This is a genomic window from Streptomyces sp. NPDC046876 (assembly GCF_040645035.1).
Classification (GTDB): domain Bacteria; phylum Actinomycetota; class Actinomycetes; order Streptomycetales; family Streptomycetaceae; genus Streptomyces.
Genome location: NZ_JBEYXK010000001.1, coordinates 101,302 through 127,416, shown reverse-complemented (window position 1 = coordinate 127,416; position 26,115 = coordinate 101,302). Strand labels below are relative to the sequence as shown.

At 72.3% G+C, this 26,115-nt stretch carries 21 protein-coding genes; 14 read left to right on the top strand and 7 right to left on the bottom strand.

Going from position 1 to position 26,115, the window contains the following annotated elements; genetic code table 11:
- Positions 1-92: 92 nt before the first annotated feature.
- The 6 genes from ABZ924_RS00580 to ABZ924_RS00555 all read left to right on the top strand — a co-directional run bounded on the left by ABZ924_RS00580 (position 93) and on the right by ABZ924_RS00555 (position 6,601).
- Positions 93-1,430: a M14 family metallopeptidase gene (locus tag ABZ924_RS00580; RefSeq protein WP_361901764.1), complete on the top strand. Its 1,338-nt coding sequence runs from the start codon at positions 93-95 to the stop codon at positions 1,428-1,430.
- Positions 1,431-1,648: 218 nt separating this feature from the next.
- Positions 1,649-2,929 carry an alanine racemase gene (locus tag ABZ924_RS00575; RefSeq protein WP_361901762.1) on the top strand — a complete coding sequence of 427 codons (1,281 nt, stop codon included), beginning with the start codon at positions 1,649-1,651 and terminating at the stop codon, positions 2,927-2,929.
- The gene (locus tag ABZ924_RS00570; protein ID WP_361901761.1) at positions 2,929-4,500 is read left to right on the top strand and encodes a D-aminoacylase; all 1,572 of its coding nucleotides are present in this window, start codon (positions 2,929-2,931) and stop codon (positions 4,498-4,500) included. The genes ABZ924_RS00575 and ABZ924_RS00570 overlap by 1 nt, the downstream gene beginning before the upstream one ends.
- A 169-nt stretch (positions 4,501-4,669) precedes the next feature.
- Entirely contained in the window at positions 4,670-5,674 is a 1,005-nt protein-coding gene (locus ABZ924_RS00565; protein ID WP_361902347.1) for a YdcF family protein, read from the top strand.
- 95 nt (positions 5,675-5,769) lie between these two features.
- Positions 5,770-5,964 (top strand): hypothetical protein, encoded by a 195-nt coding sequence (locus tag ABZ924_RS00560; protein WP_361901759.1) that lies wholly within the window; start codon positions 5,770-5,772, stop codon positions 5,962-5,964.
- A 175-nt stretch (positions 5,965-6,139) separates the two neighbouring features.
- Positions 6,140-6,601: a nitroreductase family deazaflavin-dependent oxidoreductase gene (locus ABZ924_RS00555; RefSeq protein ID WP_361901758.1), complete on the top strand. Its 462-nt coding sequence runs from the start codon at positions 6,140-6,142 to the stop codon at positions 6,599-6,601.
- A 2,156-nt stretch (positions 6,602-8,757) separates the two neighbouring features.
- Here the strand turns inward: ABZ924_RS00555 and ABZ924_RS00550 are convergent.
- Complete coding sequence (locus ABZ924_RS00550; protein ID WP_361901756.1) at positions 8,758-9,102, bottom strand: hypothetical protein; 345 nt, start codon at positions 9,100-9,102, stop codon at positions 8,758-8,760.
- A 211-nt stretch (positions 9,103-9,313) separates the two neighbouring features.
- Positions 9,314-9,790, bottom strand: a complete 477-nt coding sequence (locus ABZ924_RS00545; RefSeq protein WP_361901754.1) for a macro domain-containing protein — start codon at positions 9,788-9,790, stop codon at positions 9,314-9,316.
- A gap of 257 nt (positions 9,791-10,047) precedes the next feature.
- On the opposite strand from ABZ924_RS00545, the gene ABZ924_RS00540 reads away from it, so the two are divergent.
- Complete coding sequence (locus ABZ924_RS00540; RefSeq protein WP_361901752.1) at positions 10,048-11,259, top strand: pyridoxal phosphate-dependent aminotransferase; 1,212 nt, start codon at positions 10,048-10,050, stop codon at positions 11,257-11,259.
- A gap of 145 nt (positions 11,260-11,404) precedes the next feature.
- Complete coding sequence (locus ABZ924_RS00535) at positions 11,405-11,821, top strand: hypothetical protein (RefSeq protein WP_361901751.1); 417 nt, start codon at positions 11,405-11,407, stop codon at positions 11,819-11,821.
- Positions 11,822-11,891: 70 nt separating this feature from the next.
- Here the strand turns inward: ABZ924_RS00535 and ABZ924_RS00530 are convergent, their stop codons facing one another.
- Complete coding sequence (locus ABZ924_RS00530) at positions 11,892-12,353, bottom strand: hypothetical protein (protein WP_361901750.1); 462 nt, start codon at positions 12,351-12,353, stop codon at positions 11,892-11,894.
- A gap of 137 nt (positions 12,354-12,490) precedes the next feature.
- Here ABZ924_RS00530 and ABZ924_RS00525 point away from each other — a divergent pair, with 137 nt between their 5' ends.
- The 4 genes from ABZ924_RS00525 to ABZ924_RS00510 all read left to right on the top strand — a co-directional run bounded on the left by ABZ924_RS00525 (position 12,491) and on the right by ABZ924_RS00510 (position 17,157).
- The gene (locus tag ABZ924_RS00525; RefSeq protein ID WP_361901749.1) at positions 12,491-13,570 is read left to right on the top strand and encodes a substrate-binding domain-containing protein; all 1,080 of its coding nucleotides are present in this window, start codon (positions 12,491-12,493) and stop codon (positions 13,568-13,570) included.
- Positions 13,571-13,584: 14 nt separating this feature from the next.
- Positions 13,585-14,793: a toxic anion resistance protein gene (locus ABZ924_RS00520; protein ID WP_361901748.1), complete on the top strand. Its 1,209-nt coding sequence runs from the start codon at positions 13,585-13,587 to the stop codon at positions 14,791-14,793.
- Between the two features lie 155 nt (positions 14,794-14,948).
- Positions 14,949-16,526: a VWA domain-containing protein gene (locus ABZ924_RS00515; protein WP_361901746.1), complete on the top strand. Its 1,578-nt coding sequence runs from the start codon at positions 14,949-14,951 to the stop codon at positions 16,524-16,526.
- Positions 16,513-17,157 (top strand): hypothetical protein, encoded by a 645-nt coding sequence (locus ABZ924_RS00510; RefSeq protein ID WP_361901744.1) that lies wholly within the window; start codon positions 16,513-16,515, stop codon positions 17,155-17,157. The genes ABZ924_RS00515 and ABZ924_RS00510 overlap by 14 nt, the downstream gene beginning before the upstream one ends.
- Before the next feature lie 149 nt (positions 17,158-17,306).
- On the opposite strand, the gene ABZ924_RS00505 is transcribed toward ABZ924_RS00510, so the two are convergent.
- The gene (locus tag ABZ924_RS00505) at positions 17,307-19,133 is read right to left on the bottom strand and encodes a phosphoenolpyruvate carboxykinase (GTP) (protein WP_361901742.1); all 1,827 of its coding nucleotides are present in this window, start codon (positions 19,131-19,133) and stop codon (positions 17,307-17,309) included.
- 211 nt (positions 19,134-19,344) lie between these two features.
- Here ABZ924_RS00505 and ABZ924_RS00500 point away from each other — a divergent pair, with 211 nt between their 5' ends.
- Both ABZ924_RS00500 and ABZ924_RS00495 read left to right on the top strand, forming a co-directional pair.
- Entirely contained in the window at positions 19,345-20,028 is a 684-nt protein-coding gene (locus tag ABZ924_RS00500) for a hemolysin III family protein (protein ID WP_361901740.1), read from the top strand.
- 134 nt (positions 20,029-20,162) lie between these two features.
- Positions 20,163-20,774, top strand: coding sequence for a hypothetical protein (locus tag ABZ924_RS00495; RefSeq protein WP_361901739.1), 612 nt, complete (start codon positions 20,163-20,165; stop codon positions 20,772-20,774).
- 47 nt (positions 20,775-20,821) lie between these two features.
- Here the strand turns inward: ABZ924_RS00495 and ABZ924_RS00490 are convergent, their stop codons facing one another.
- Genes ABZ924_RS00490 through ABZ924_RS00480 form a run of 3 tightly spaced genes read right to left on the bottom strand, consistent with a single transcriptional unit; the run spans position 20,822 to position 26,060 of the window.
- Positions 20,822-23,260, bottom strand: coding sequence for a galactose oxidase-like domain-containing protein (locus tag ABZ924_RS00490; RefSeq protein WP_361901737.1), 2,439 nt, complete (start codon positions 23,258-23,260; stop codon positions 20,822-20,824).
- Between the two features lie 22 nt (positions 23,261-23,282).
- Complete coding sequence (locus tag ABZ924_RS00485; RefSeq protein WP_361901736.1) at positions 23,283-24,470, bottom strand: glycosyltransferase family 2 protein; 1,188 nt, start codon at positions 24,468-24,470, stop codon at positions 23,283-23,285.
- A 6-nt stretch (positions 24,471-24,476) separates the two neighbouring features.
- Positions 24,477-26,060, bottom strand: a complete 1,584-nt coding sequence (locus ABZ924_RS00480; protein ID WP_361902344.1) for a phospholipid carrier-dependent glycosyltransferase — start codon at positions 26,058-26,060, stop codon at positions 24,477-24,479.
- Positions 26,061-26,115: the final 55 nt, after the last annotated feature.

The window sequence follows — 26,115 nt, the reverse complement described above, 5'->3', positions numbered from 1 at the left end:
GGCCGAATTCCGGCCCTTGACCGGGACATGCCATAAGAGCACGCTGTGCGCGTCCGCACGGCTACCCCCACACTCCCCACCCAGGAGAACGCATGCGGCTCCACACACGACGCAGGGCCGCCGTCACGGCGGCCCTGCTCGCTCTCGCTCTCGGCGCACCCGCCTACGGCCTCAGCGCGACGGCGGCCCCGCCGCCCACCCCCTCGACGGCCACCCTCGACGACACGACCGCCCAGTACGAGATCAAGGGCCCGGCCACCCCGGCCGAGCGAACCGCCCTGCTCCGTACGGGTGTCTCCATCGACGAGGTCGACGCCCGCTCGGTCGTCGTCAGCGCCGACGCACAGCAGGCCAGGACCCTGCGCGGGCTCGGGTACAAGCTGACCGCCCTGCCCGGCCCGCCGGACCGCTCCGAACGGGGGGTCGTGGCGAACCCGATGGACTTCCCGTCCGCGGACTCGAAGTACCACAACTACGCGGAGGCGAGCGCCGAGATCGACCAGCGCATCGCCCAGTACCCCTCGATCATGAGCAAGAAGGTGATCGGCAAGTCGTACCAGGGCCGCGACATCGTCGCCATCAAGATCAGCGACAACGTCGCGACGGACGAGAACGAGCCCGAGGTCCTCTTCACCCACCACCAGCACGCCCGCGAGCACCTGACCGTCGAGATGGCGCTCTACCTGCTCAACGAGTTCGGCTCCAAGTACGGCACCGACTCCCGCATCACCAACCTCGTCAACAGCCGCGAGATCTGGGTCGTCCCCGACCTCAACCCGGACGGCGGCGAGTACGACATCGCCACCGGCTCCTACCGCTCCTGGCGCAAGAACCGGCAGCCGAACTCCGGCTCCTCCTCGTACGGCACCGACGAGAACCGCAACTGGAACTACAAGTGGGGCTGCTGCGGCGGCTCCAGCGGCAGCAAGAGCTCCGAGACCTACCGCGGCTCGGCCCCCGAGTCCGCGCCCGAGGTGAAGGTCGTCTCGGACTTCGTCCGCAGCCGCGTCGTCGGCGGCAAGCAGCAGATCACCGCCGCCATCGACTTCCACACCTACAGCGAACTGGTGCTGTGGCCGTTCGGGTGGACCTACAACGACACGGCGCCCGGCATGACCGCCGACGACCTCGCCGTGTACAAGACCATCGGCACGAGCATGGCCAACAGCAACGGCTACACGCCGGAGCAGTCCAGCGACCTGTACATCACCGACGGCACCATCGACGACTGGCTGTGGGGCAACCAGAAGATCTTCGCCTACACCTTCGAGATGTACCCGTCCGACACCGGCGGCGGAGGCGGCTTCTACCCGCCCGACGAGGTCATCGACCGCGAGACCGCACGCAACCGCGACGCCGTTCTCCAGCTGCTGGAGAACGCGGACTGCATGTACCGCTCCATCGGCAAGGCGGCCCAGTACTGCTCGTAGCCGCCGCCTAGAGGACGCGCGACACCGGGGCGCCCCCGCCACCAGGGGGGCGCCCCGCTCCACCGAGTGGCTCACACCCTGTCCTCGCCTGCAACCGCGGCACGTTGACCCGTCGTCATCGCGGATGTTAGACAGCAGAAGCACCAGCACCACCCGCAACGGACGTTGCGGACAATCAACGCAACGGTGCGATGCAACGCAATACGAGGAGGATCCGCATGGGCAGCGACGCCGTCCGCAGGCTCGCCGACGAGCCGGTAGACCACCGATTCAAGGGCCTGCCCCCGGACGCCGAGCGCGCCGCCCTCACGGTGGGCGCCCTCGCGGCCCAGCACCGGAACCTGCACACCGGCGGCTTCACCACCCCCGTCCTGACCCTCGACGCCGAGGCGCTGGAGCACAACCTCACCGCCCTCGGCGAGTACGCCGCCCGGCACCACCTGGCCTTCGCCCCGCACGGCAAGACCTGCATGGCGCCGCAGCTGTTCGAGCGCCAGCTGGAGCACGGCGCCTGGGGCATCACCGCCGCCGTCCCCCACCAGGCCCGCGTCTACCGCGCCTTCGGCATCCAGCGGATCTTCCTCGCCAACGAGCTCGTCGACCCCGCCGCCCTGGCTTGGGTCGCCGAGGAGCTCGCCGCGGACCCCGACTTCCGGTTCGTCTGCTACGTGGACTCCGTACGCGGCGTCCACCTCATGGACCGGGCCCTTCGCGACCACTCCGCGGTCCTCGACGTCGTGATCGAGCTCGGCGCCGGCGAGGGCGCCCGCACCGGCGCCCGCAGCGACGACGACTGCCGGGCGGTCGCCGACGCCGTCGCCGACGCCACCGCCCTGCGCCTGGTCGGCATCGCCGGATACGAGGCCGAGGTGCCGGACGCGAACCCGGAGTCCGTCCACGCCTACCTGCGCCGGATGACCGCCCTGGCCGTCGAGTTCGACAAGGCCGGCCGCTTCGGCCCCGACCTCGAGGAGATCATCGTCAGCGCGGGCGGCTCCGCCTGGTTCGACGCCGTCGCCGACGTCTTCGCCGAGCTGCCGGAGCTGTCCCGGCCCACGCTGCGGCTGCTGCGCTCCGGCGCGTACGTCTCCCACGACCACGGCTGGTACACCCGCCTCACCCCCTTCAACCGGATCCCGCAGGAGGGCGGGCTGCGGCCGGCGTTCCGGCTGTGGACCCAGGTGGTCTCCCGGCCCTCGCCCACCCAGGCCTTCGTCAACGCCGGCAAGCGCGACGTCGCCTACGACCTCGGCCTGCCCGAGGCCGAGCTGGTCCGCGACGCCCTGACCGGCGAGGAGCGGCCCGCCGAGGGAGTGCGCGTGGTGAAGCTGTCCGACCAGCACGCCTGGCTGGAGACCGACTCCGCCGACGCGGTCGACGTCGGCGACTGGGTCGCGCTCGGCATGTCCCACCCCTGCACCATCTTCGAGAAGTGGCCGCTGATCCCGGTCGTGGAGGCCGACGGCACCGTCACCGAGTTCGTGCGCACCTTCTTCTGATGGACCTGGTGCTACGGGGAGCCCGCGTCGTCGACGGCACGGGCGGGCCCTCGTACACCGCCGACGTGGGCGTCCACGAGGGCCGGATCGCCGAGATCGGCCGGATCCGCAGCGGCGGGCGGCGCACCCTCGACGCGCACGGCCTGGCGCTGGCCCCCGGCTTCGTCGACATGCACGCCCACAGCGACCTGGCCCTGCTGCGCGACCCGGACCACAGCGCGAAGGCGGCCCAGGGGATCACCCTGGAGGTCCTCGGCCAGGACGGGCTCTCGTACGCGCCGGTCGACGACCGCACCCTGGCGGGCGTGCGGGCGGCCATCACCGGCTGGAACGGCCCCGGCGAGGACGCCGACTTCACCTGGCGCAGCGTCGGCGGCTACCTCGACCGGCTCGATAGCGCCGGCATCGCCGTCAACGCCGCCTACCTCGTCCCGCAGGGCACCGTACGCGCGTACGCGGTCGGCTGGGGCGACCGGCCCGCGACGCCGGCCGAGCTCGACCGGATGCGCGCGCTCGTCGCCGAGGGGCTCGCACAGGGCGCGGTCGGGATGTCCTCGGGGCTCACCTACACCCCCGGCGCGTACGCCTCCGGCGCCGAGCTGACGGAGCTGTGCCGCGTGGTGGCCGCCTACGGCGGCTACTACTGCCCCCACCACCGCTCGTACGGGCGCGGGGCGCTCGCCGCGTACGCCGAGATGGTCGCCGTGGCGCGGGAGGCGGGCTGCGCGCTGCACCTCGCGCACGCCACCTTGAACTTCCCCGAGAACCAGGGCCGGGCCCCCGAGCTGCTCGCCCTGCTCGACACGGCGCTGGCCGGCGGCGCCGACATCACCCTCGACACCTACCCGTACACCCCCGGCTGCACGACCCTCGCGGCGCTGCTGCCGAGCTGGGCCGGCGAGGGCGGCCCGGACGCGGCCCTGGCGCGGCTGCGCGACGACGCCGAGGCGGAGCGGATCCGGCACGCGCTGGAGGTGACCGGGTCCGACGGCTGCCACGGCGTCCCCGTCGACTGGACGGCCGTGGAGGTCTCGGGCACGGCGGACCCGGCGCTCGGCGCGTACGCGGGCACCCGGCTGCGGGACTGGGAGGCCGCCCGGCGGCTGCTCCTGGCGGACCGGCTCGGGACGACCGTCCTGCAGCACGTCGGGCACGAGGAGAACGTCCGGGCCGTCATCCGCCACCCCGCCCACACCGGCGGCTCCGACGGGATCCTGCAGGGCGCGAAGCCGCACCCGCGGGCGTACGGCACCTTCCCGCACTACCTCGGCCGGTACGTGCGCGAGCTCCGCGTGCTCTCGCTGGAGGAGTGCGTGGCCCACCTGGCGGGCCGCCCGGCGGCCCGGCTGCGGCTGCCGGACCGGGGCCTGGTGCGGGTGGGCCACCGCGCCGACCTCGTCCTGTTCGACCCGGCGACGGTGGCGGCCGGGGCCACGTACGACAACCCGCGCACCCTGCCGGCCGGCATCCCGCACGTCCTGATCGACGGCCGCTTCGTCATGCACGACGGCCGCCGCACGAACACCCTGGCGGGCCGCGCCATCCGCAGGACGCGGCACGGGGGGCGGTGAGGGGGCGGCGGGGCGCGCCGGCATCTCCCGCCGGTGGCCGACGGCGTCGCCATCTCCCGCCGGTGCCCCGCGGGTTGGGCTGCCGACGGGGCGGGCGCGTCGGGCCGCCGATGTGGCGGGACGCTCCCGCCCTGACGGGCCGTCTCCCTACGATGGCTGCGTGATCGCGATCCCGTTCCTGCCCGCCGCCGTACTCCTCGTCCTCTTCCTGGTGAGCGTCCGGGCCGACCGCAGGCGCTTCCGCAACGCGGTCCTGCTGGGGCTGACCCTCATATCCGCCTCGCTCGGGGTGCTGTTCCTGATACCGGCGCTGCCCGGGCCGCTCGCGATCACCGCCTGGGCGCTGGTCCTCCTCGTACCGGTGCTCGGCACGCTCGCGCTGGGCTGCTTCCTGATCGGCAACGGCCTGACCATGGTCCGCAAGGAGGGGCGCAGCCCCACCAACCTCCTCTCCCTCGCCGCCGGCATCGGGATCTTCGCCCTGATCGCCCTGGTCCTCACCGTGGCCGGCCACGGCTCGCGGGCCATGGACACCCTCGCCGCGGGGCTGGTCCTGCTCGTCGGCTACGTCTCGTTCCTCTTCCTCTGCTTCCTCGCGTACGCGTTCCTGTACGGGCGGATCCGGGTCCGCGGGGACGTGGACTACGTGGTGGTGCTGGGCTCGGGCCTGATCGACGGCGAGCGGGTGCCGCCGCTGCTGGCGTCCCGGCTGGCGAAGGGCCGGCAGATCCAGGACGTGCAGGCGGCGCGCGGCGGCCGGGTGCCGCTGCTGCTGGCCTCGGGGGGACGGGGGTCGGACGAGAAGCTGTCGGAGGCGCGGGCGATGGCCGACTGGCTGATCGCGTCGGGGGTGCCGCGGGAGCAGATCGTGCTGGAGGACCGCTCCCGCACGACGCGGGAGAACCTCGAGTTCAGCCGCGCGATCATGGAGGCCGCCGACCCGGACTACCGGTGCGTCGTCGTCACCAACAACTTCCACGCCTTCCGCGCGGCGATGACGGCCCGCAGGGCCGGGGTGAACGGCCAGGTGCTGGGCTCGGCGACCGCCCGCTACTTCTGGCCGAGCGCGACGATCCGCGAGTTCGTCGCGGTGTTCTGGGAGCACAGGGCGGTCAACCTGACCGTCTGCGCCACCATCGCCGTACTGGCGGTCCTGGGCGCGCTGGCGGCGTAGCGCGCCGGCGGGCCGGGTTCGGTGTGCCGACATGCGTTCATGGGGAAGGCGCCGGAGTATGGGGGCACTGGGGGGACCTACGCAGGAGGTAACCGATGGGAAGTGAATCGGACCAGCAGCGTGAGACCGTCACTCCGTCGTCCAAGCTGTTCACGGGCGGCGAGCGGGCTTACGACCCCGAGGACCTCGTCATGGCGACGGGCGCCGACCCGACTCCGGAGCGGGTCGAGAAGGCCCGGCAACTGATCGAGAAGGAAGGCCCGAGGGTCATCGAGCGCTTCCTCCCGTAAGGCAGGGGGCGAGGTCACCGGCAGTGTCCACCGGGCGGCCGGCCGTACTCGCAGCGGCCGGCCGCCCGCACGCGATCGGGGCGACGATCCGCCGTACCGCGACGTGTCGCGGGGGCCGCATCCGGATCGGATGAAGGATCGTTAAGCCTCCGGGGGGTCGTTACTCGGAGGCAGCATGCAGACGATCACCATCGACTGGGACCACCCCGCCGACCCGGCGCCGCCCCTCGCGCGAGACCACGTACGCGACTACGTGCGGACCGGCGGAGAGGACGGCCACCTCTGGCACGGCGTGCCCACGCTCCTCCTCACCACCTTGGACCGCGCGACGGGCCGCACCGCCCGCACCCCGCTGATCTACACCGAGGACGAGCGCAGGCTGGTCGTCGCGGCGGCGGCCTGGGGCGCCCCGGAGCACCCCTGCTGGTACCGCCACCTGACGGCACACCCCGAGGTCCGGGTCCAGATCGGCCGCACGGTCTGCTGCGCCGAGGCCCGCACGGCCACCCCGCACGAGCGCGAGGCGTACTGGCCGGCCCTGACCGCCCTGTGGCCCGCCTTCGACGACTACCAGTCGGAGTCCCCCCGCACGATCCCGGTGGTGATCCTGGACCGCGGCGCGGGGCCGGACCGCTAGCGGCGGGGCGGCGGGCCGGGCCGGGGCAGGGCCCAAAGGGCGGGGCTCGGCCGGGCGGGACCGGGGCGGCGCGGGGCGGGGCGGGGACAGCGGAGGTCCTGCCCGGAGCCGGGCCGGGGAAGGCTGGCCGGTGCCTCGCAGGAACGGGGTCACGGTGGGGCGGGGTCGGGGAGTGTCCGGGGGCGTCCCGGCCGCCCATTGTCCTTTCGGTGCGGGCCGGCGCGTCAAGGGCGCTCCCTGCGGTCGCGTCGCTGCGCGATGGCCTTCGGCCACCCTTGACCCGCCGTCCCACCCCGAAATGCCAAAGAGCTGCCGGGAAGCCCCCGAAGGATGGCCAGGGGGTCAAGTCCAGCCTCCACTCTCGTCAGAGAGGGCAGCCCGGGTCCCGATGTGCAGAATCCTTCCTCCCCACATCACCACCCCGCCCGGCACCGGGCATGCGGGAAGCCAAGCCCCCAAGGCCCGCTGAAAGGGCCCTCTCCGCAGCCGAGGGGCTCCACCCTGCACCAAACATCGAGAAAATGGCTGCCGGGAGCGGGGAGCGCCCCAGATCGCTACGCGCTCCTCATTTCTCGGCGTCCGGCCGTCGTCTGGGGCTGGTAGCGCACCAGTTCGCTACACGGTCCCGCACGTCTCGGCGTCCGACGGCCGTCTGGGGCTGGTAGACGCGACAGATCGCTACGTGGCCCTGCTCCTCTCGGCGTCCGACGGCCGCCTGGGGCTGGTAGACGCGACAGATCGCTATACGGCCTCCCACATCTCAGCGTCCGACGGCCGTCCAGGGCTGGTAGTGCACCAGATCGCCGCTGGATCCCTCACTTCTCGGCGGCAAACGACCGTCCGTGGCTGGAGACGCCCCAGATCGCTGCGTGCTGCCGCTTCTCTCGCGGCCGTCCGTGGCTGGTGGGCCCGTCAGGCCGCCGCCTGCTGCCGACATCTCGGCGTCCGCCCCCTGTCGGCGCGACAGACCGCTGCCCACAGCGATCCGATTGACGTCTCGCTCCGGTACGGGGCCAAACACAAGCCGCGAACGACACAAGCGGCTCCTCTACCTCAGCGTCTGCCCGCCGACGGCGGCCAGGGCGCAACAGACCGCTGCCCACATCAGCCAGTTCGGCGTCCGGCTCCGGTCCGCGCCCAAAGAGCCGCCAAGAGGCCGCACAAGCGCGCTCACCACAGCGACCAACCGTCCGCTGGAAGTTGGCGCGCGACAAATGAGGCCAAGACGGCGGCGGCCAGCCGCCAGACCGGGTGTCGCACTGACGCAATCCGCCACGTCACAGCTCCAGACGGCGGCCAGACGCCAAGCAAGAGGCAGCACGTAGCGGTCGGATGCGCGCACCGGCCACGGACGGTCGTCTGCCGCCGAGACGTGAGTGACCGTGTAGCGATCTGTCGCGCCTACCGGCCACAGGTGGCCGTCAGCCGCCGAGACGAGCAGGGCCACGTAGCGATCTGTCGCGCCCACCAGCCCCAGACGGCCGTCGGACGCTGAGACGTGCGGGACCGTGTAGCGAACTGGTGCGCTACCAGCCCAAGACGGCGGCCGGACGCCGAGAAGAGAGGAGCGCGTAGCGATTTGGGGCGCTCCCCGCTCCTGGCAGCCGTCTCATTGAAGTCGCGTGCAGGTTGGAGCCCCTTCCCGCGTGCCCGGTGCCGGGCGGGGGTGGTAATGCGGGGAGGAAGGATTCTGCACATCGGGACCCCGATCGGTCTCTCTGACGAGGGTGGGGGCTGGACTTGACCCCCTGGCCATCCTTCGGGGGCTTCCCGGCAGCTCTTTGGCATTTCGGTTCGTGTCGGCCTGTCAAGGGTGGAGCGTAGCGACATCGCGAAGCGACGCGACGAAGGAGCGCCCTTGACGGGCCGGCGCGAACCGAAAGGACAATGGGCGGCCGGGAAGCCCCCGGACACTCCCCGACCCCGCCCCACCGTGACCCCGTTCCCACGAGGCCCCCGCCCAGCAGACGCGCCCCCGCCCCTCGGGCCCGCTCCCAGCCCCCGCCCGACCAGCCGGTCCCGTCCCGGGAACGGCCGCCCCCTCGGCCTCCGGTCGGCCGGCCGAGTCGTCCCGCCCTGCCCGGTCCCCCGCCCCCCGAAGCCCCGGCCAGCCCCCCGCCGGCCCCGGCCCGGGGGCCCGCCGCCAGCCGGTGCGCTCAGCCGAAGACGACCGAGCGGAGGAGGAGGCGTTCGCTTGCGCGGCCGCCCGGGCGGAGGGAGTAGTAGTCGCCCGTGCAGTCGGGCTCGGTGAAGACCACCGCCGTCGAGTTGGTCAGGTTGCGCGGCGAGTGGGCCGGGGAGCTGGCGTCCGGGTCCGCGACCTCGGGCAGGGTGTGGCACTCCCCGCCGGCCGGGTTCTCCAGTACGCCGACCTGCGGGCGGCCGTCCAGGCCGCTGTACAGGTAGTAGAAGTTACCCGTGGCCGCGGTCGCGGAGGCGGGGATGGCCAGGGCGAGGGTCAGCGCGCCGAAGGCGGCGACGGCGGCATTGCGAAAACGCATGGAAAGGGAATCCCTTCACAAGGAGCAACAACGTGTGGGAGCCACCTTTCCGGCGCACCGCCTTCCGGGTCACTGGCCTGCCCCTGCCGAATCGATCCGCCGTCGCCTGAACGGAGCAACCCCCACGGCCCCAAGCCGCCACGTACCCCAAGCCCCCACGTCCCCAAGCCCCAGGCCCCACATCCCCAAGCCCCCGCATCCCCAGGCCCCCTCACCCGTGGTCGTACACCGTCACCGCCACCCCCCGCTCGCACAGCGCCCCCCTGATCAGCGGTTCGATGCGGGACCACTTGCCGCCCGCCAGGCCGCAGCCGATGCGTGGCATGTGGACGGAGGCATCCAGCTCGACGGCGTGGTCGGCGAGGGCGGCCAGGCAGCGTTCCACCGCGTCGTAGCGGATCGGGACGCCGGCGCTGCCGGTGCGTATGCCGCGCTGGCCGACCATGTTGGCGACCCAGGTGTCCGGTCGGACCCGGACCAGCCGGACCGCGCCCAGCCCGAAGTCGTTGCCGGCGCGCCCCCGGTGCCAGGCCCGGTAGTCGGCCTCGGGCTCGGGCCAGCGTTTCGAGAGGGCGAGGACGAAGCCCTTGCCCCAGCCGCCGATGTCGTTGCAGACATGGGCGATGATCTTCGGCCCCTTGGCCTGCGGACTCGTCGCGTCCCCTTTGATGATCTGCAGCGGTGTCATCCGCCCACGGTAGGCAGGGCCACTGACACTCCCCGGCCGCCCCGCCCCGCTCCCCAGCCGAGGTGACGAGCGCAACACCGACCGGACGCTCACCCTCCGCACCCCAACGATTCCGCAGGTCGGGGCCAGGCTCGGCACCCGTTTCCAAGGGTGGACCGTGCCGCCACCCTCCCATCCCGCGAATCGGGGCATTTCACCTCCCCGGGCACGGCCGGGAAACCGCAGCGGGCCCGCCGCCAGGCCCGTAAGCTCCCGTCATGCAGGTGATCCAGTCAACAAAACTCGCCAATGTCTGCTACGAGATCCGCGGCCCCGTGCTCGAAGAGGCCATGCGACTCGAAGCAGCAGGTCATCGCATCCTCAAGCTGAACACCGGCAACCCCGCGGCCTTCGGCTTCGAGTGCCCGCCGGAGATCCTCGAGGACATGCTCCGCAACCTGGGCAACGCCCACGGCTACGGGGACGCGAAGGGGCTGCTCTCCGCGCGCCGCGCGGTCATGCAGCACTACCAGACCAAGGGCATCGACCTGGACGTCGAGGACATCTACCTCGGCAACGGCGTTTCCGAGCTGATCCAGATGTCGATGCAGGCGCTGCTCGACGACGGCGACGAGGTGCTCGTCCCGGCGCCGGACTACCCGCTGTGGACCGCCTCCGTGAACCTCGCCGGCGGCACCGCCGTGCACTACCGGTGCGACGAGCAGTCCGACTGGATGCCCGACCTCGCCGACATCGAGCGCAAGATCACCGACCGCACCCGCGCGATCGTGATCATCAACCCGAACAACCCGACCGGCGCCGTCTACGACGACGAGATGCTGCGCGGCCTGACGGACATCGCCCGCCGCCACAACCTGATCGTCTGCTCCGACGAGATCTACGACCGGATCCTCTACGACGGCGCCACGCACACGAACACCGCCGTGATCGCGCCGGACCTGCTGACCCTCACCTTCAGCGGGCTGTCCAAGAACTACCGCGTCGCCGGGTACCGGTCCGGCTGGATGGCGGTCTGCGGCCCGAAGAAGCACGCGGCCTCGTACATCGAGGGCCTGACGATCCTGGCCAACATGCGCCTGTGCGCCAACATGCCCTCGCAGCACGCCGTCGCGACGGCCCTCGGCGGCCGGCAGTCGATCGAGGACCTGGTGCTGCCGGGCGGCCGGCTGCTGGAGCAGCGCGACACCGCGTACGACCTGCTGACGCAGATCCCCGGCGTCACCTGCGTGAAGCCGAAGGGTGCGCTGTACCTGTTCCCGAAGCTCGACCCGGCCGTCTACAAGATCAAGGACGACCGCCAGATGGTCCTGGACCTCCTGCGCGCCGAGAAGATCATGGTGGTGCACGGTACGGGCTTCAACTGGCACGAGCCGGACCACTTCCGCATCGTGACGCTGCCGAACGCGAAGGACCTGGCGGACGCGGTGACACGCATCGGGAAGTTCCTGGACGGGTACGGCCAGCCGTAGAGCCGTACGGCCAGCCGTAGAGCCGCGCCGTCAGCGACCCGGCGCCCGCCGCGAGCGGGGCTCCAACCTGACTCAAGTCAAGATCAAGCACAACTTTAGAACGAATCCAATGTAGGATGGTCTCCTGACACGCAGGAGGCCACCTATGTACGAGCCGATCCGGACCAAGCCGGCCGTCCACCGTGTGGGCGGCCGCCACTCCGACCATCACGCCGACCACTCCGGCGGGTACCCGCACAGCAGCCGCGCCGAGGCGCTGGACATGCAGCTCGCGGGGCACCTGTCGGCCCTGCTCACGGTCACCGACGAGCTGGGCCTCGACGGTGCCGCCGCGCGCATCGCCGCCGAGGTGGCGCGCCTGCGTGGCAGCGAGCCCGCCCGTGCGCCGCACGCCGCGGCCGCGGACCCCGCCAAGCTGCACCAGCGGGCCCACGACCTCGCCGGCCGGGCGCTGGTCGTGGCCGCGTCCCGCGCCGACACCACCGTCGCGATCCTCGCCGCCGAGCGCATGGACGCGCACGCCGCCGCCTTGGCCTTGCCGAAGCCGACCGGCAGCCTCTGACCGGCCCCGGTCCGGGGCCGCGGAGGCTCCGGACCGGGCGCCATGCCGGGGCGGCCGGCCTGCGCCCGCGTCACGGCGCCCGCTCGAACTCCGCCCCCGCCACGCCGCACCACGGCACCGTCGCCGCCGGCCAGACCGGGCCGACGGCCTCGCCGCGCTCCGTGGCACCCGGGGCGACGCCCGGGACCTTCACCAGCGCCTGGGCCGCCCGCTCGCCCGGGGCCGCCTCGGCCTTCTCACGGAACTCCACCGTGACGACGTACGCGCCGACGCCCCCGGGCCGGCCCGCCACCTCCACGGCGGCGACCACGCGCCGGCTCACCGGATCGACCCGGCACCCGCTGACCCGTACGTCCTCCACCGCGGCCCGCGGAGGACCGGCTCCGGCCGCCCCCGCCCCGCCCGGGCCGCCGCTGGCCCACACGTACAGACCCAACGGGGCGAACACGAGCCCGGCGGCCAGGGCCACCAGCCCGACCAGCCAGCCCTGCCACCTCAACGCGCCCACGCTCCCGCTCACGCTCACGGCCATGCCACGATCCTGGCGGCCCGCCGCCCCCGCTGCCAGCACCCGCCGATTCATACGGCATTTCGAAGTGGGACCGCTTGGTCACCCGGCGTTCACCCAACTCGCCGTGGAATGTGGGTTTCCGTGAGCAGGCTGCCCCCGTGAGACGCATCCTGGCAATCGCCCTGGCCGTCCTCCTCCTCGGCGGTGTGATCTACATCGTCGCGTTCCGAGGAGATGGCGGGACCGGGGGCACGGCAACGAAGACCGTGCATGGCGTGATCGGATCGGAGAAGTCCGAGTACTTCCGCGATCCCGACGTCGTCAAGGCCCTGAAGGACAAGGGCTACACCGTACAGACCGAGACCTCCGGCTCCTGGGCGATGGACCGACTCGCCCTGGACAAGTACGACTTCGCCTTCCCGGGCAGCAGCGAGCCGGCGGCGGAGATCGAGGCCGCGGCCGGGGTGAAGGGCGCGCAGACCGCCAAGCCCTTCTTCTCCCCGCTCGTCGTCATCGCCCGCGCCAACGCCGCCAAGGTCCTCGCCGACGGCGGCCTGGTGAAGATGACCGGCAAGAACTCCGGGACCCTGCTCATGGGCCCCTACCTCAAGGCCGCCGGCGAGGACCGCACCTGGCAGCAGCTGCCCGGCTCCGCCCCGTACGCGGAGCTCACCGGGACCGTGTTCATCAAGACCACCGACCCGGCCACCTCCAACTCCGGCGCGCTGTTCCTCGCCGCCACCTCCAACGTCGCCAACGACAACAAGGTCGTCGCCGACGACGCGGCGATCGAGCGGACCGCGCCCCTGATGCGGAAGCTGATCTCCGTCCAGGGCGCCCTGGAGCCGAGCACCGACGACCCGTTCCGGGCCTTCATCAGCGGCAGCGGCGAACCGCTCATCCTCGCGTACGAGTCCCAGGTGGCGGCCCTGGTCCAGCAGAAGCAGGCCCCCGGCGACATGGTCGTCCTCTACCCGGACACCACCGTCAACTCCCCGCACACCTTCGTCCCGATCAAGGAGAGCGCCAGGGAGCTCGGCACCCTGCTGGCCACCGACCCCAAGCTGCGCGCACTCGCGGTCAAGCACGGGTTCCGGCCGCAGGACGGCGTGCCCGAGTTCACCGCCGCGACCGCCGCGCACGGCGCCTACCTCAACCCGGAGCTGACCGGCATCCGCCAGGTCAGCGCACCCACCGTCAAGATCCTCATGGCGCTGGCCGAGCGCGCCAAGGGCTAGGGGGACCACCACCGATGACACTGTCACCTCCCGAGGACGGCCCGCTCGTCCTCAACGCACCCGAGCCCGTGCCCGCCGTGAAGCGGGAGCAGGCCGCCGGACTGGTCCCGCTCGAGGACGGGGTCCGCGACGAGATGGCCCGCCGGGCCGGGGAGTACGTCGACGCCCTGGCCTGGATCGACGCCCGCTCCCCCGAGTTCGCCGGCCGCATCGGCGAGATCACCGCGCTCGGCGCCGCCGACATGCGCACCGCCGCCCAACAGTCCAACCGGATGCTGGAGCGGGCCGTGCGCGCCCTCGGCCCCTCCGGCTCCGGCGGCCCGGGCGGGGGCGGCGACGCCCAGGCCCGGGTGGCGGGCTCGCTGGTCGAGCTGCGGCGCACCGTCGAGGACCTCGACCCGCGGGACACCCCCGCCAAGGGGGCCCGCAAGCTGCTGGCGAAGCTGCCGGGCGGCAACCGGTTCCGCGACCACGTGGCGAAGTACGCCTCCTCCCAGACCACCCTCAACCGGATCGTGGGCGCCCTGCGCGGCGGCCAGGACGAGCTGCGCCGCGACAACGCGGCCCTGCACACCGAGCGGACCCGGCTGTGGGAGACCATGGCCCGGCTCCAGGAGTACGCGGTGCTCACCGAGGCCCTGGACGCGGCCGTGGAGCAGCGGATCGCGCAAGCCTCCGCCACGGACCCGGAGGCGGCCGACGCGCTCCGCGCCGACCTGCTCTTCCCGGTCCGGCAGAAGCACCAGGACCTGCTGACCCAGCTGGCGGTGTGCGCGCAGGGCTATCTGGCGATGGACGTGGTCCGGCGCACCAACGACGAGCTGATCAGGGGCGTGGACCGGGCGGCGACGACCACGGTGTCGGCGCTGCGGATCGCGGTCATGCTGGCCTCGGCGCTGGACAACCAGCGGCGGGTGGTCGAGCAGGTGGGGGCGCTGCGGTCGACGACCGAGGAGCTGATCCGGGGCAACGCGGAGATGCTGGCCTCGCAGAGCGGGGAGGTCCAGCGGATCGCCGCCGATCCGGCGGTGGGGGCGGAGACGTTGCGGGCGGCGTTCGCGCAGATCTACCGGACGCTGGACGCGATCGACTCGTTCAAGGTGCAGGCCGCCGAGAGCATGGCGGCGACCGTGGAGTCCCTGACGGGGGAGCTGGAGGCGGCGTCGTCGTACCTGGCGCGTACCCGTGCCTCCGGCGGGGTGCTGGACGGGGGTGCGCTGTGAGCCGTGCCGGTTGGTGGCCGCTGCGCGGAGCTTCTCCCCGCCCCGCCCCTTCCCGAAACCGGGGGCTCCGCCCCCGGACCCTCCCCCAGCTACCGCTGGGGGTACCCCCAACGCCTCAAACGCCGGCGAGGCTGAGATTGTCGGCGAGGCTGAGATTGCTGGCGTCGTCTCTCGCGTTCCTGTCCCTGGTGGGGGTGGCGGGGTGTACGTCCGACGGGTCTGCCAAGCCCAGCGAGTCGAAGTACCAGGACGGCAAGCTGCGGGTGCTGGCGTCCAGTGAGCTCGCCGACATGGAGCCGGTGCTCAAGTCGGCGAAGGCCGCCACCGGGGTGAGTGTCGAGTTGACCTGGTCGGGGACGCTGGATGCGGCCGAGCAGGTTGCCTCCGGCAGGGCCGACGGCAAGTACGACGCGATCTGGCTGTCCTCCAACGACTACCTGCGGCTGCGGCCCGAGGCCGCCGGGAAGCTCAGCAGTGAGACTCCGGTGATGTCCTCGCCGGTCGCGCTGGGTGTGCGGCCCGACGCGCTGGCCCGGCTCGGCTGGAAGCCCGAGGAGGTGACCTGGTCGGCCGTGCACGAGGCGGTGGCTGCGGGAAAGCTGACGTACGGGATGACCGACCCGGTGCGGTCCAACTCGGGTTTCTCGGCGCTGGTGTCGGTGGCGTCGGGGCTCTCGGGCGCGCAGGCGGCGCTGACGGACGCGGACGTGCAGGGGGCCCAGCCGAAGCTGAAGCAGTTCTTCGCCGGGCAGCGGCTGACGTCGGGCTCCTCCGGCTGGCTCGCGACCGCGTACACCAAGCGCGGCGACGTGGACGCGCTGATCAACTACGAGTCCGTGCTGCTGTCGATGAACCGGGACGCGAAGACGAACCTGACGGTGATCCGGCCGCGCGACGGCGTGGTCACCGCGCACTACCCGCTGACGCTGCTGACCTCGGCGCCCGCCGGGGCGCGCGAGTCGGGGCGGGCCCTGACGGACTGGCTGCGGGGCGGCGAGGCGCAGAAGGCGATCACGGAGCGGACGCTGCGCCGGCCGGTCGCGGCCGGGGTGGCGCCCGCGGCCGGGCTGAACGCGGAGAAGCGGCGCGAGCTGCCGTTCCCGGGGACCCGGCCGGTCGCGGACGGGCTGCTGGCGAGCTACGAGAACGAGCTGCGCAGGCCCTCGCGGACGGTGTACGTGCTGGACACCTCGGGTTCGATGGCGGAGGAGAACCGGATCGGCCGGCTGCGCGACGCGCTCACCGAGCTGACGGGCACGGGGAGTTCGGGGCCCGGGCAGCGGTTCCGGGACCGCGAGGAGGTGACCTTGCTGCCGTTCGGGGACAAGGTGAAGAAGGTGCTGACGCACGTCGTCGAGCCGGGCAATCCGCAGCCGGCGCTGGACGCGATCCGCGGGGACGTGAAGTCGCTGTCGCCCGACGGGGGCACGGCGGTGTACGCGAGCCTGAAGGCGGCGTACGAGCACCTGGGCAAGGGCAACGCGGACGCGTTCACCTCGATCGTGCTGATGACGGACGGGGAGAGCGGGGACCGGGCGAAGGACTTCGAGACGTTCTACGCGGGCCTGCCGGAGGCGCAGAAGCACACGCCGGTCTTCGCGGTCGTCTTCGGCGACTCCGACCGCAAGGAGCTCAGCCGGATCACGGAGGTGACCGGCGGGCGGCTCTTCGACGCGACGGGCGGCAACGGGTCGCTCCGGGGGGCCTTCGAGGAGATCCGTGGCTACCAGTAGAGCGAGCAGGGGCCGGGAGCGGGCGGCGTCGAAGAGCGCGGCCCTGCGGTACCTGGAGTCGAAGAAGAACCTGGCTGGTTGTGCCTGCGGCGTGGCCGGAGTGGGGCTGACCCTGACGGGGGCCGCCGGCACCTGGTGGCCGGCGGTCGTGGCCGGGCTGTACGGCGCGGGGGCGCTGCTCGCCCCGCCGGAGCCGCCCGCGCCGCCGCCGCCCGGGAACCCGACCGACCGGCTGGACGAGGTGCGCGAGCGGTTCGGGCGGTTGAAGGAGTACCTGGCGGAGGTGGAGCTGCCGGCTCCGGCCGAGGGCCGCCTCGCGGAACTGCTCGAGCTGTACGGGGCCCTGCTGGAGCCGGGGTGGGTGGCCGAGGTGCTGGCCGGCGAGGCGGAGGCGGTGCACGCGCTGTCGCGGGCGATCGTGGTGGACGTGCCGGAGTGCGTGGACACGTACAACCGGACCCGCTGGTGGACGCGGATCACGCCGGGCGGGGAGTCGCCGGAGGGGCACCTGGAGCGGCAGCTGGCGCTGCTGCACGAGGAGGCGGAACGCGTGGCGGCGGACCTCCGTGAGACGGAGGCCCGCCGCCAGCAGACGCACACGACCTACCTGGAGGAGCGCGGACGCTCCTGACCAGGGGTGTCAGGCCGTGGCTGCGGTGGGCGCCGCTTGGTCGGGGGCTCCCACAGCGGTGGGAATCGCTTGGTCGGGGACTCCCACGTTCATCGGCCCTTCTTCAGGGCCCGCCCCTTGACGGGGTGCCCCGTGAAGGGGCGGCCGGCTCAGCCCAGGCGCTCGACGAGCGCGTGGTACTGGTCCCACAGCTCCTTGGGAGTGTGGTCGCCGTAGGTGTTGAGGTGCTCGGGGACCAGGGCGGCCTCCTCGCGCCAGACCTCCTTGTCGACGGTGAGGAGGAAGTCGAGGTCCGCGTCGGCGATCTCGAGGCCGTCGAGGTCGAGGGCGGCCTTGGTCGGCAGGATGCCGATGGGGGTCTCGACGCCCTCGGCGGTGCCGTCGAGGCGGCCGACGATCCACTTCAGGACGCGGCTGTTCTCGCCGAAGCCGGGCCAGACGAACTTGCCCGCGTCGTTCTTGCGGAACCAGTTCACGTAGTAGATCTTCGGGAGCTTGGCCTGGTCCGCGGAGGCACCGACCTTGATCCAGTGGGCCATGTAGTCGCCCATGTTGTAGCCGCAGAACGGCAGCATGGCGAACGGGTCGCGGCGCAGCTCGCCGACCTTGCCCTCGGCGGCGGCGGTCTTCTCGGAGGCGATGTTCGAGCCGATGAAGACGCCGTGGTTCCAGTCGAAGGACTCGGTGACCAGCGGGACGGCGGAGGCGCGGCGGCCGCCGAAGAGGATCGCGGAGATCGGGACGCCCTTGGGGTCCTCCCACTCGGGGGCGATCGTCGGGCACTGGGCGGCCGGGACGGCGAAGCGGGCGTTGGGGTGGGCGGCCGGAGTCTCGGACTCCGGGGTCCAGGCGTTGCCCTTCCAGTCGATGAGGTGGGCGGGGGGCTCCTCGGTCATGCCCTCCCACCACACATCGCCGCCGTCGGGGGTGAGCGCGACGTTGGTGAAGACGGTGTTGGCGTACATCGTCTTCATGGCGTTGGCGTTGGTGTGCTCGCCGGTGCCGGGGGCGACGCCGAAGAAGCCGGCCTCCGGGTTGATCGCGTAGAGGCGGCCGTCCTCGCCGAAGCGCATCCAGGCGATGTCGTCGCCGATGGTCTCGACCGTCCAGCCGGGGATCGTGGGCTCCAGCATGGCGAGGTTGGTCTTGCCACAGGCGGACGGGAACGCGGCCGCCACGTACTTGGCCTCACCCTGCGGCGGGGTGAGCTTGAGGATCAGCATGTGCTCGGCGAGCCAGCCCTCGTCGCGGGCCATGACGGACGCGATGCGCAGGGCGTAGCACTTCTTGCCGAGCAGGGCGTTGCCGCCGTAGCCGGAGCCGTAGGACCAGATCTCGCGGGTCTCGGGGAAGTGCGAGATGTACTTGGTGGTGTTGCAGGGCCACGGCACGTCGGCCTGGCCCTCGGCGAGCGGAGCGCCGAGGGTGTGGACGGCCTTGACGAAGAAGCCGTCGGTGCCGAGCTCGTCGAGGACGGCCTTGCCCATGCGGGTCATGGTGCGCATGGCGACCGCGACGTAGGCGGAGTCGGTGATCTCGACGCCGATCGCGGAAAGCTCGGAGCCGAGGGGGCCCATGCAGAACGGGACGACGTACATCGTCCGGCCCTTCATGGAGCCGCGGAAGATCCCCTTCTCGCCGGTGAAGATGTCCCTCATCTCCGCCGGGGCCTTCCAGTGGTTGGTCGGGCCCGCGTCCTCTTCCTTCTCGGAGCAGATGAAGGTCCGGTCCTCGACGCGCGCGACGTCGGAGGGGTCGGAGGCGGCGTAGTACGAGTTCGGGCGCTTGGTCTCGTCGAGCTTCTTGAACGTTCCCTTGGCGACGAGCTCCTCGCACAGGCGCTCGTACTCCGCCTCGGAACCGTCGCACCACACGATGCTGTCGGGCTGGGTGATCGCTGCGATCTCGTCAACCCAGGCGATCAGCGCCTGGTGGTTCGTCGGGACGGTGGTGGGAGCCGCGTTGTCGCGCGCCACGATTGCTCCTTGTTGAGGGGTTTGTTTGGTGTATGCCCCGTGGGGGCTGCGACCCGGACGCTTCGCGCTCCGCTCATCCGGTGCCGACCGCACTCATCTGATCATCCGGTGCATGTGCGCATATGTCCAGGGGGCCTCTCACGTGAGCATCGCCACTCCCGTCAATCTTCCGTAAAGCGCACTAACGGAAACCTACGGACCCGTAGGTAGCATGGCGCCCATGACTTCTGACGCCGCAGCCGTACCGGCCGCCGCCGCGCCGGAGGCCAAGCCGCTCATGCGCGGCTGGCTGCACACCGGGATGTTCCCCGCCGTGGTCGTCGCCGGCCTGGCGCTGATGGCCTTCACCGAATCGACCAAGGCGCGCGTCGCCTGCGGGGTGTACGTCCTCACGGCCTGCCTGCTCTTCGGTGTCAGCGCCGTGTACCACCGCGGCACCTGGGGCCCGCGGGGCGAGGCCATCCTGCGCCGGCTCGACCACGCCAACATCTTCCTCATCATCGCGGGGACCTATACCCCGCTGACGGTGCTCCTGCTCCCGCCCTCCACCGGACGGACGCTGCTGTGGGCCGTGTGGATCGCGGCCGCGGCCGGGATCGCCTTCCGCGTCTTCTGGGTCGGCGCCCCGCGCTGGCTCTACACGCCCTGCTACATAGCGATGGGCTGGGCGGCGGTCTTCTTCCTGCCCGACTTCCTGCGCACCGGCGGCATCGCCGTGCTCGTCCTGGTGATCGTCGGGGGCCTGCTGTACAGCGCGGGCGGGGTCATCTACGGGATCAAGCGGCCCAACCCCTCGCCCCGCTTCTTCGGCTTCCACGAGGTCTTCCACTCCCTGACCCTCGCGGCGTTCGTCGCCCACTACGTCGGCATCTCGCTCGCCGCCTACCAGCACTAGGGAGCGCAAGGCCGTGCGGCCGGCCCGGTCGGCGCGCCCGCGCGGGCCGGGGCGGCCCGGCGTACCGTCGAACGGGGGAAGGTCCGCCAGTCGGCCGGCTCGGGGAAGATCACCGAAGTCCCGGAGGGTACGTCATGAAGCCCCGGCAGCACCGGGCCCTGCTCGCTCCCTGCATGATCCTGGCTCTTGCGCCGGTGCCCGCCGCGGCGGCCGCGGACGCCGCGGCGGGCACCGGCGCGGCGGCCGTCCCCACGATCTGCCACCAGCTGTCCACCAAGACCGACCAGTACACCCTGGGCTGCCGCGAGGGTGTGCGGCAGGGCCGCGCCGCCGGCATGGTGGACGGCAGCCAGCCCTTCTGCGCGCGGCGGACGATGCCGCTGGCCCCGGTCAAGCCCACGGTCTTCGAGCAGGGGAAGATCGCGGGCTGGAAGTACGGCTACGACACGGCGTACGCGGCCGCGTACAACAAGAACTGCGCCGGCAAGCAGACGCCGCCGAAGCCCCCGCCGCCGCCCCCGGGCACGCAGCAGACGCAGGAGAGCATGTTCGCACTGGGCAAACAGTCCGGTGAGACCCTGGGCGCGCAGGACGCCAAGTCCTGCAACAACACCCGGCCCAACGCCAACCTGACCCCGGGCACCGACCCGCTCGTCATCGCCTTCCAGAACGGCTACCGCGTCGGCTACGACACCGCCTACGACGAGGCGTACCGGAAGAACTGCCTGCCCAAGACCGGCCCGTGACGTCCATGACGTGACACGGGCCGGGCCTGGCCACTGCTCCCCTGCTGCTAGCCGCAGGCGCGGCCGTCGTGGTCCGGGTCCAGGCGGAGCGGGTCGCTGCCGTGGACCTTCATCCGCGCCGGGTAGTGATGGGCGGCCAGCCAGTCGCAGCGGGCCTCGGTGGTGTCCTTCACCTCCGCCGGGAAGGCCGTCGGGACGCACTGGTTGACGGTGCCGTAGTGGCGGTCGCAGCCGGCGGTGCTCGGGGCGACCGGGACGGAGTCCCGGCGCTGCGGGTTCTGCTTCGGCGCCGCCTGCGGGGCGTCGGCGAAGTCGTGGACGTGCGGCGAGGGCTCCTGCCCGGTGGCGGCGAGGGCCGAGGGGCCGCCGAGGTGCACCCAGGTGGCCACCGACGGGATGCCGTTCGCGTCGACCCCGAAGAGCATGTACCAGCCGGGCGGCGCCAGGTTGGGGTTGCTGGTGACGTTGAGGTCGACGGTGGTGTTGTTGACCACCGTCATCGGCAGGTCCACGAACCGCTGGTTGGGGTCCGAGGAGTGGGTGACCGCCGCCGGGCGGATCAGCTCCGCCTTGGCGATCGGCCGGTCCACGGTGATCCGCTGCGTGTCCCCGTACACCCACTGCGTGTCGATCACCGAGGTCAGCTTCGGGCGCGGGCCCTTGAACAGGTACGGCGGCGTGTAGATCGACACGTTGTGGTTGTACGTGCCGTTGCCCGGGTTGTCGCCGACCGTCATCACGCGCCCGTCGGGCAGCAGGAAGGCCCCCGAGTGGTACGTCCGCGGGATCGGGTCGGACGGCAGGCCCGCCTGGTAGGTGTCGGTCACCGGGTCGAAGAAGGAGGCCTCGTACACCGGGTCGGCCCGGTCGTGGAGTCCGCCGCCGGTCTCCAGCACCTTGCCGTCGGGCAGCAGGACGGCCGAGACGTACATCTTGCCCTCGGCTCCGGCCTGCGGGCGCTTGCCGGCGCCGGTGTCGACCAGGCCCTGCGGGAGGTCCGGGCCGGCCCGGTAGGAGGGGTTCGCGGCCTTGAGGTCGATCAGGTCGGTCAGCCGGTTCGCCGCCGGGTTGGTCTCGTTGTTGCCGCCGCCCACGGTGAGCACCCGCTGGTCCTGTGCGGGCGGCAGCAGCACGCTCGCCGACTCGTCGCGCTCGTCCTTCTTGCGCAGGCCGGGCACGTCGGTGATCGTGTTCGCGCCGTAGTCGTAGATCGAGGCGCCGCTGCCCTGGGTGCCGTTGCCGAAGGTGTGGCTGCCGGAGTAGAAGAGCCGCCCGTCCTGCATGAGGATCATCGACGGGTACAGGCCCCAGTACGACCAGGTCTGGTTGACCTCGTTCATCGGCAGCCACTTGCCCTGCGCCGCCGAGAACTTCTCCGCGGTGACGTTGCCCGTGGAGTCCTCCTTCAGGCCGCCGAAGGAGATCACGTCGCCGTTGCCGAGGACCGTCGCCGACGGGTACCAGTGCCCGCCGTTCATGTCGTTGGTCTTCGTGTACGTCTCGGTCGCCGGGTCGAAGAGGTACGAGTCCTTCAGCCCCTGGTAGCCGATCTTGCCGTCGGCGGACGGGTAGCCCTTGTTGCCGCTCATCACCAGGACCCGGCCGTCCGAGAGCTGCACGTGGCCGGAGCAGAACATGTCGACCGGCGTCGGGATCGTCTTGAAACTACCGGTCGCGGGGTCGTACACGGCCGAGGTGAAGGTGCCGGCGTTGAACTGGGAGATGTCGTTGCCGGAGCCCGCGATGAGCAGCACCTTGCCTCCCCCAGACTCCGTCTGGGAGGTGCCCCCATTCAGGACGACGGCGTGCATCGAGCGGACCGGGTTCTTCGCCGGGATCACCTCCCAGGCGCCCTTGGCGCACTCCTGCGGGGTGCCGGTGCAGCCGGGCTGCGGCGGGACCGCGCCGACCTCCTCGACGGCGTAGTCGTCGGTGGTCAGCGTGCCCGTGCCGTAGACGGACAGCCCCCAGGTGATCTTGTCGGTGTTCGGCGGGACGGCGGGCGTGCGCACCTCGGTGCGCGCCCAGCCGGCGCTGACCGGCGGGTTCTGCAGGTCGGTCCAGTACTGCCAGCCGGCGGTGGTGTCGTGCCGGAAGACGGTCACCGACACGTCCGGGGTGTCCGACTTGTACCAGGCGGACAGGTCGTACTGCTTGCCCGGTACGACGGTCGGGGCGCAGGTGGCGTTTTCGGTGACCAGGGCCTTGCGGTCGCCGGTCACCCGGCGGGTGAGGGAGACCCGCATGGCCTTGGTGCCGCTGTGGGCGTCGGCGACGGTGGTGAAGGAGAAGTCGTTGTCGCCCCAGCCGGACTTCTCCCAGCAGGACGGCATGTCGGCGCCGGGCGCGCCGGCGGTCTCGAATCCGGGGTTGGTGAGCAGGTTGGGCGGTCCGGCGGTGGCCTGCTGCGGTGCGGTCAGCAGCAGGCCCGCGGTCATCGCCCCGACGGCGGCCAGGGCGGCCCGCCGCCGAATGGAGCGTGGCATGGACGTTTCCCTTCTGTGCGGCTCAACTCCTGGTGGTGTACGGGGTACGGGAGGTGCCGGCGGTACGGGAGGACCTTCGCGGCAGGTAGACGAGGGCCTCGGTGGCCGCGAACCGCAGGACGAAGGTGGTGACCAGGGCGAGCGCGGTGGCGGGCAGCACGGCCATGGCGAACCGGTCGACGAACAGGGCGATCAGCGGGATGCGCAGCAGCAGGTCGGCGTTGGCGAGCAGGGCGAAGCGGCCTAGGCGGTCCGCCCAGTGCCGGTGCCGGCGCCGGTCGCGGAAGAGCAGCAGCTCGATGAGGAGGAAGTTCCACAGCACGCCGGCCTGGTTGGCGGCGATCTCGGCGGGCAGGTAGTGCAGCCCGGCGTGGGTGAGCAGCCACAGCGCGAGCAGGTTCGGGACGAAGCCGGAGAGCCCGATCAGCCCGAAGCCGATCATCCGGGCCAGTGGGGTCGCGGACCGCAGCGCGGCGAGGTGGGCGAGGAACCGCACGCCCTCGCGGGCGCTGGACTTGGAGGCGCCGGCATGGCGGTCCTGGAAGACGAACGGCACCTCGGCGACCTTCGCGGGGCGGGAGCGCACGGCCAGCTCCAGCAGGATCTTGTAGCCGAGGGGTTTGAGGGCGTCGGCGGCCACGACCCGGCGGCGCATCGCGAAGAAGCCGCTCATCGGGTCGCTGATCCCGCGCAGGGCGCGCGGGAAGAGGCCTTTGGCCAGCCAGGTCGCGCCGCGCGAGACGGCAACGCGGTAGCTGCCGGCGAGGCCGGCGCGGCTGCCGCCCGGCAGGTAGCGGGAGGCCACGACGAGTTCGGCGCCGGTGCGCTCGCCCTCGCCGACGAGTTCGGGCACCAGGTGGGGCGGGTGCTGGAGGTCGGCGTCCATGACGACGATCCAGTCGGTCTCCGCGCGGGCGATGCCCTCGACGACGGCGCCGCCGAGGCCGCCGCGCGCGGTCTCCCGGTGCAGGACCGCGACCGGGAAGGGGCAGGCCGGTGCGGCCTTCTCGATCACGGCCGGGGTGTCGTCCGTGGAGTCGTCGACGAAGAGGACCTCGCAGGGCGGGCCGGCGGGGAGGGAGTCGGCGAGCCGGGAGAGCAGTTCACCTATGTTCGCGGCCTCGTTGAAGGTCGGGATGATCAGGGTGACGCTGCCGCGGGCGGGTTCCTCCGCCGGCTGCCGCACGTGGGACGTGGCCAGGTCGGTCATGCGGGGTCAGCTCCCGTTCGGGCGGTCGGCGGAGTCGGTCCGGCGGATCTCGATGCGGTCCTCGCCGGAGCCGAAGACGGCCACGGCCGTCGAATGCTCCAGCGCCGCCCGGACGTTCGGCAGGTCGCGGGCGTCGCGGCGGACGGTGGGCGAGGAGACGACGTAGTCGATGTCGCGCCAGCCGTGCGGGAGGGTCCTGGTGACCGCCGGGTCGAGGTCCGCTTTGTAGAACCAGATCGCGCCGAGGCCGGGCTCGTAGCCGTGGTGGACGGCGTCCAGCCACAGGGCGTCGTCGAGCAGGACCCGGGTGTGCGCCGGGTCGGGGACCTCGTGCCCGAGCCAGGCCGCGGCCTGCCGGTACGGGGCGTTGGCGTCGGCCGTGAGCGCGGTGCGGTCGCCCTCGTACCAGCGCGGCAGGACGTACGCGGCGGCCGCGACGGCGAGGGCGCCGAGCAGCAGCCGGCGCCCGTACGTGAGGGCCCGGCGCTCGGCGGGTCCGCGGCGGCGGCGCAGTACGGCGTGGGCGACGGCGGCCGCCGCGGCGGCGAGGACCAGCGCGAGGAACGGCAGCGCCTGGATCACGTACATCGCCGGCAGGTAGCCGGAGGGGCGCAGGGCGACGGCGGCGAGGAGGGCGGCGGCCAGCGCCGGGCCGGCCAGGGCGCGGGCGGTGACGGAGCGCCGGAGGACGGCGAGGAGCAGGAGGGCGCCGGCCAGTCCGCCGAGCGGCAGGACGGTGTCGTAGTAGAGCCAGGAGCGCAGGACGCCGTTCGAGCCGGAGCCGGGTGTGAGGAGGAAGCCGGAGCCGGGGCGGCTCATCTGGTAGGTGATGCCGTCGAGGAGGGAGACGTGTCCGGCGCCGGGCAGGAGTTCGCTGTTGAGCAGGGCGTACAGGGGGTACGAGAGTCCGATCAGGGCGCAGGCGGTGACGGCTCCGGTGACGGCGAACTTGCGGGTGTCGGGGTGGCTGTGGCGCCACATCGTCACCAGCAGCGCCGGCAGCACCACCAGCATCGTCTCCTTGGTCAGGACGGCGGTGGCGGCGGCCAGTCCGGACGCGAAGTGGTGCCACAGGTGCCGGCGCGGGGAGGCGGCCAGGCAGAACGCCAGCAGCATCCACATCACGGCGATGTTGTCGAGGAAGATCTCCCGCTGCAGGACCACGGAGAGCGGTGAGAGCCCGAACAGGGCCATGGCGAGCCCGGACGCCCAGCGCGGCAGCCACAGGCGGCGCGCGAGGACGTAGAGCAGCACCGAGCTCGCGGCGGACACGGCGAGCATCGACACGCGCATCGGCGCGACGGTCATCCAGTCGGGCGCGACGAGGGACGGCAGGTAGGTCAGGGCCGCGATCTGGATCCAGCCGAGCGGCGGGTGGTCGTACCAGTAGGTGTAGTGGGCCAGTCCCTCGCCCTGCTGGACGGCCCAGGCCTGGGCGAGGTAGGTGCCCTCGTCGTCGCTCAGTGTCGGGAAGTCGGTGATGTTCCAGCCCTGTACGGCGATGATCACGAGCAGCAGGGCGCCGCAGAGCAGCAGGTCGGGACGGGAGGAGCGGAAGCGGACCGGCGGCCGGGCCGGCGCGGGCCGCACCCCGAGGCCGCCGCGGCGGGGGGCGGGGACGCGGGGCTCGGTGGTGGCGGCGGCG

Coding starts and splice junctions, on each gene's coding strand:
- ABZ924_RS00500 (WP_361901740.1), top strand. CDS start 19,345: ATGGCGCCCATGACTTCTGACGCCGCAGCCGTACCGGCCGCCGCCGCG.
- ABZ924_RS00485 (WP_361901736.1), bottom strand. CDS start 24,470: ATGACCGACCTGGCCACGTCCCACGTGCGGCAGCCGGCGGAGGAACCC.
- ABZ924_RS00560 (WP_361901759.1), top strand. CDS start 5,770: ATGGGAAGTGAATCGGACCAGCAGCGTGAGACCGTCACTCCGTCGTCC.
- ABZ924_RS00490 (WP_361901737.1), bottom strand. CDS start 23,260: ATGCCACGCTCCATTCGGCGGCGGGCCGCCCTGGCCGCCGTCGGGGCG.
- ABZ924_RS00550 (WP_361901756.1), bottom strand. CDS start 9,102: ATGCGTTTTCGCAATGCCGCCGTCGCCGCCTTCGGCGCGCTGACCCTC.
- ABZ924_RS00520 (WP_361901748.1), top strand. CDS start 13,585: ATGACACTGTCACCTCCCGAGGACGGCCCGCTCGTCCTCAACGCACCC.
- ABZ924_RS00540 (WP_361901752.1), top strand. CDS start 10,048: ATGCAGGTGATCCAGTCAACAAAACTCGCCAATGTCTGCTACGAGATC.
- ABZ924_RS00495 (WP_361901739.1), top strand. CDS start 20,163: ATGAAGCCCCGGCAGCACCGGGCCCTGCTCGCTCCCTGCATGATCCTG.
- ABZ924_RS00570 (WP_361901761.1), top strand. CDS start 2,929: ATGGACCTGGTGCTACGGGGAGCCCGCGTCGTCGACGGCACGGGCGGG.
- ABZ924_RS00575 (WP_361901762.1), top strand. CDS start 1,649: ATGGGCAGCGACGCCGTCCGCAGGCTCGCCGACGAGCCGGTAGACCAC.
- ABZ924_RS00555 (WP_361901758.1), top strand. CDS start 6,140: ATGCAGACGATCACCATCGACTGGGACCACCCCGCCGACCCGGCGCCG.
- ABZ924_RS00535 (WP_361901751.1), top strand. CDS start 11,405: ATGTACGAGCCGATCCGGACCAAGCCGGCCGTCCACCGTGTGGGCGGC.
- ABZ924_RS00580 (WP_361901764.1), top strand. CDS start 93: ATGCGGCTCCACACACGACGCAGGGCCGCCGTCACGGCGGCCCTGCTC.
- ABZ924_RS00530 (WP_361901750.1), bottom strand. CDS start 12,353: ATGGCCGTGAGCGTGAGCGGGAGCGTGGGCGCGTTGAGGTGGCAGGGC.
- ABZ924_RS00545 (WP_361901754.1), bottom strand. CDS start 9,790: ATGACACCGCTGCAGATCATCAAAGGGGACGCGACGAGTCCGCAGGCC.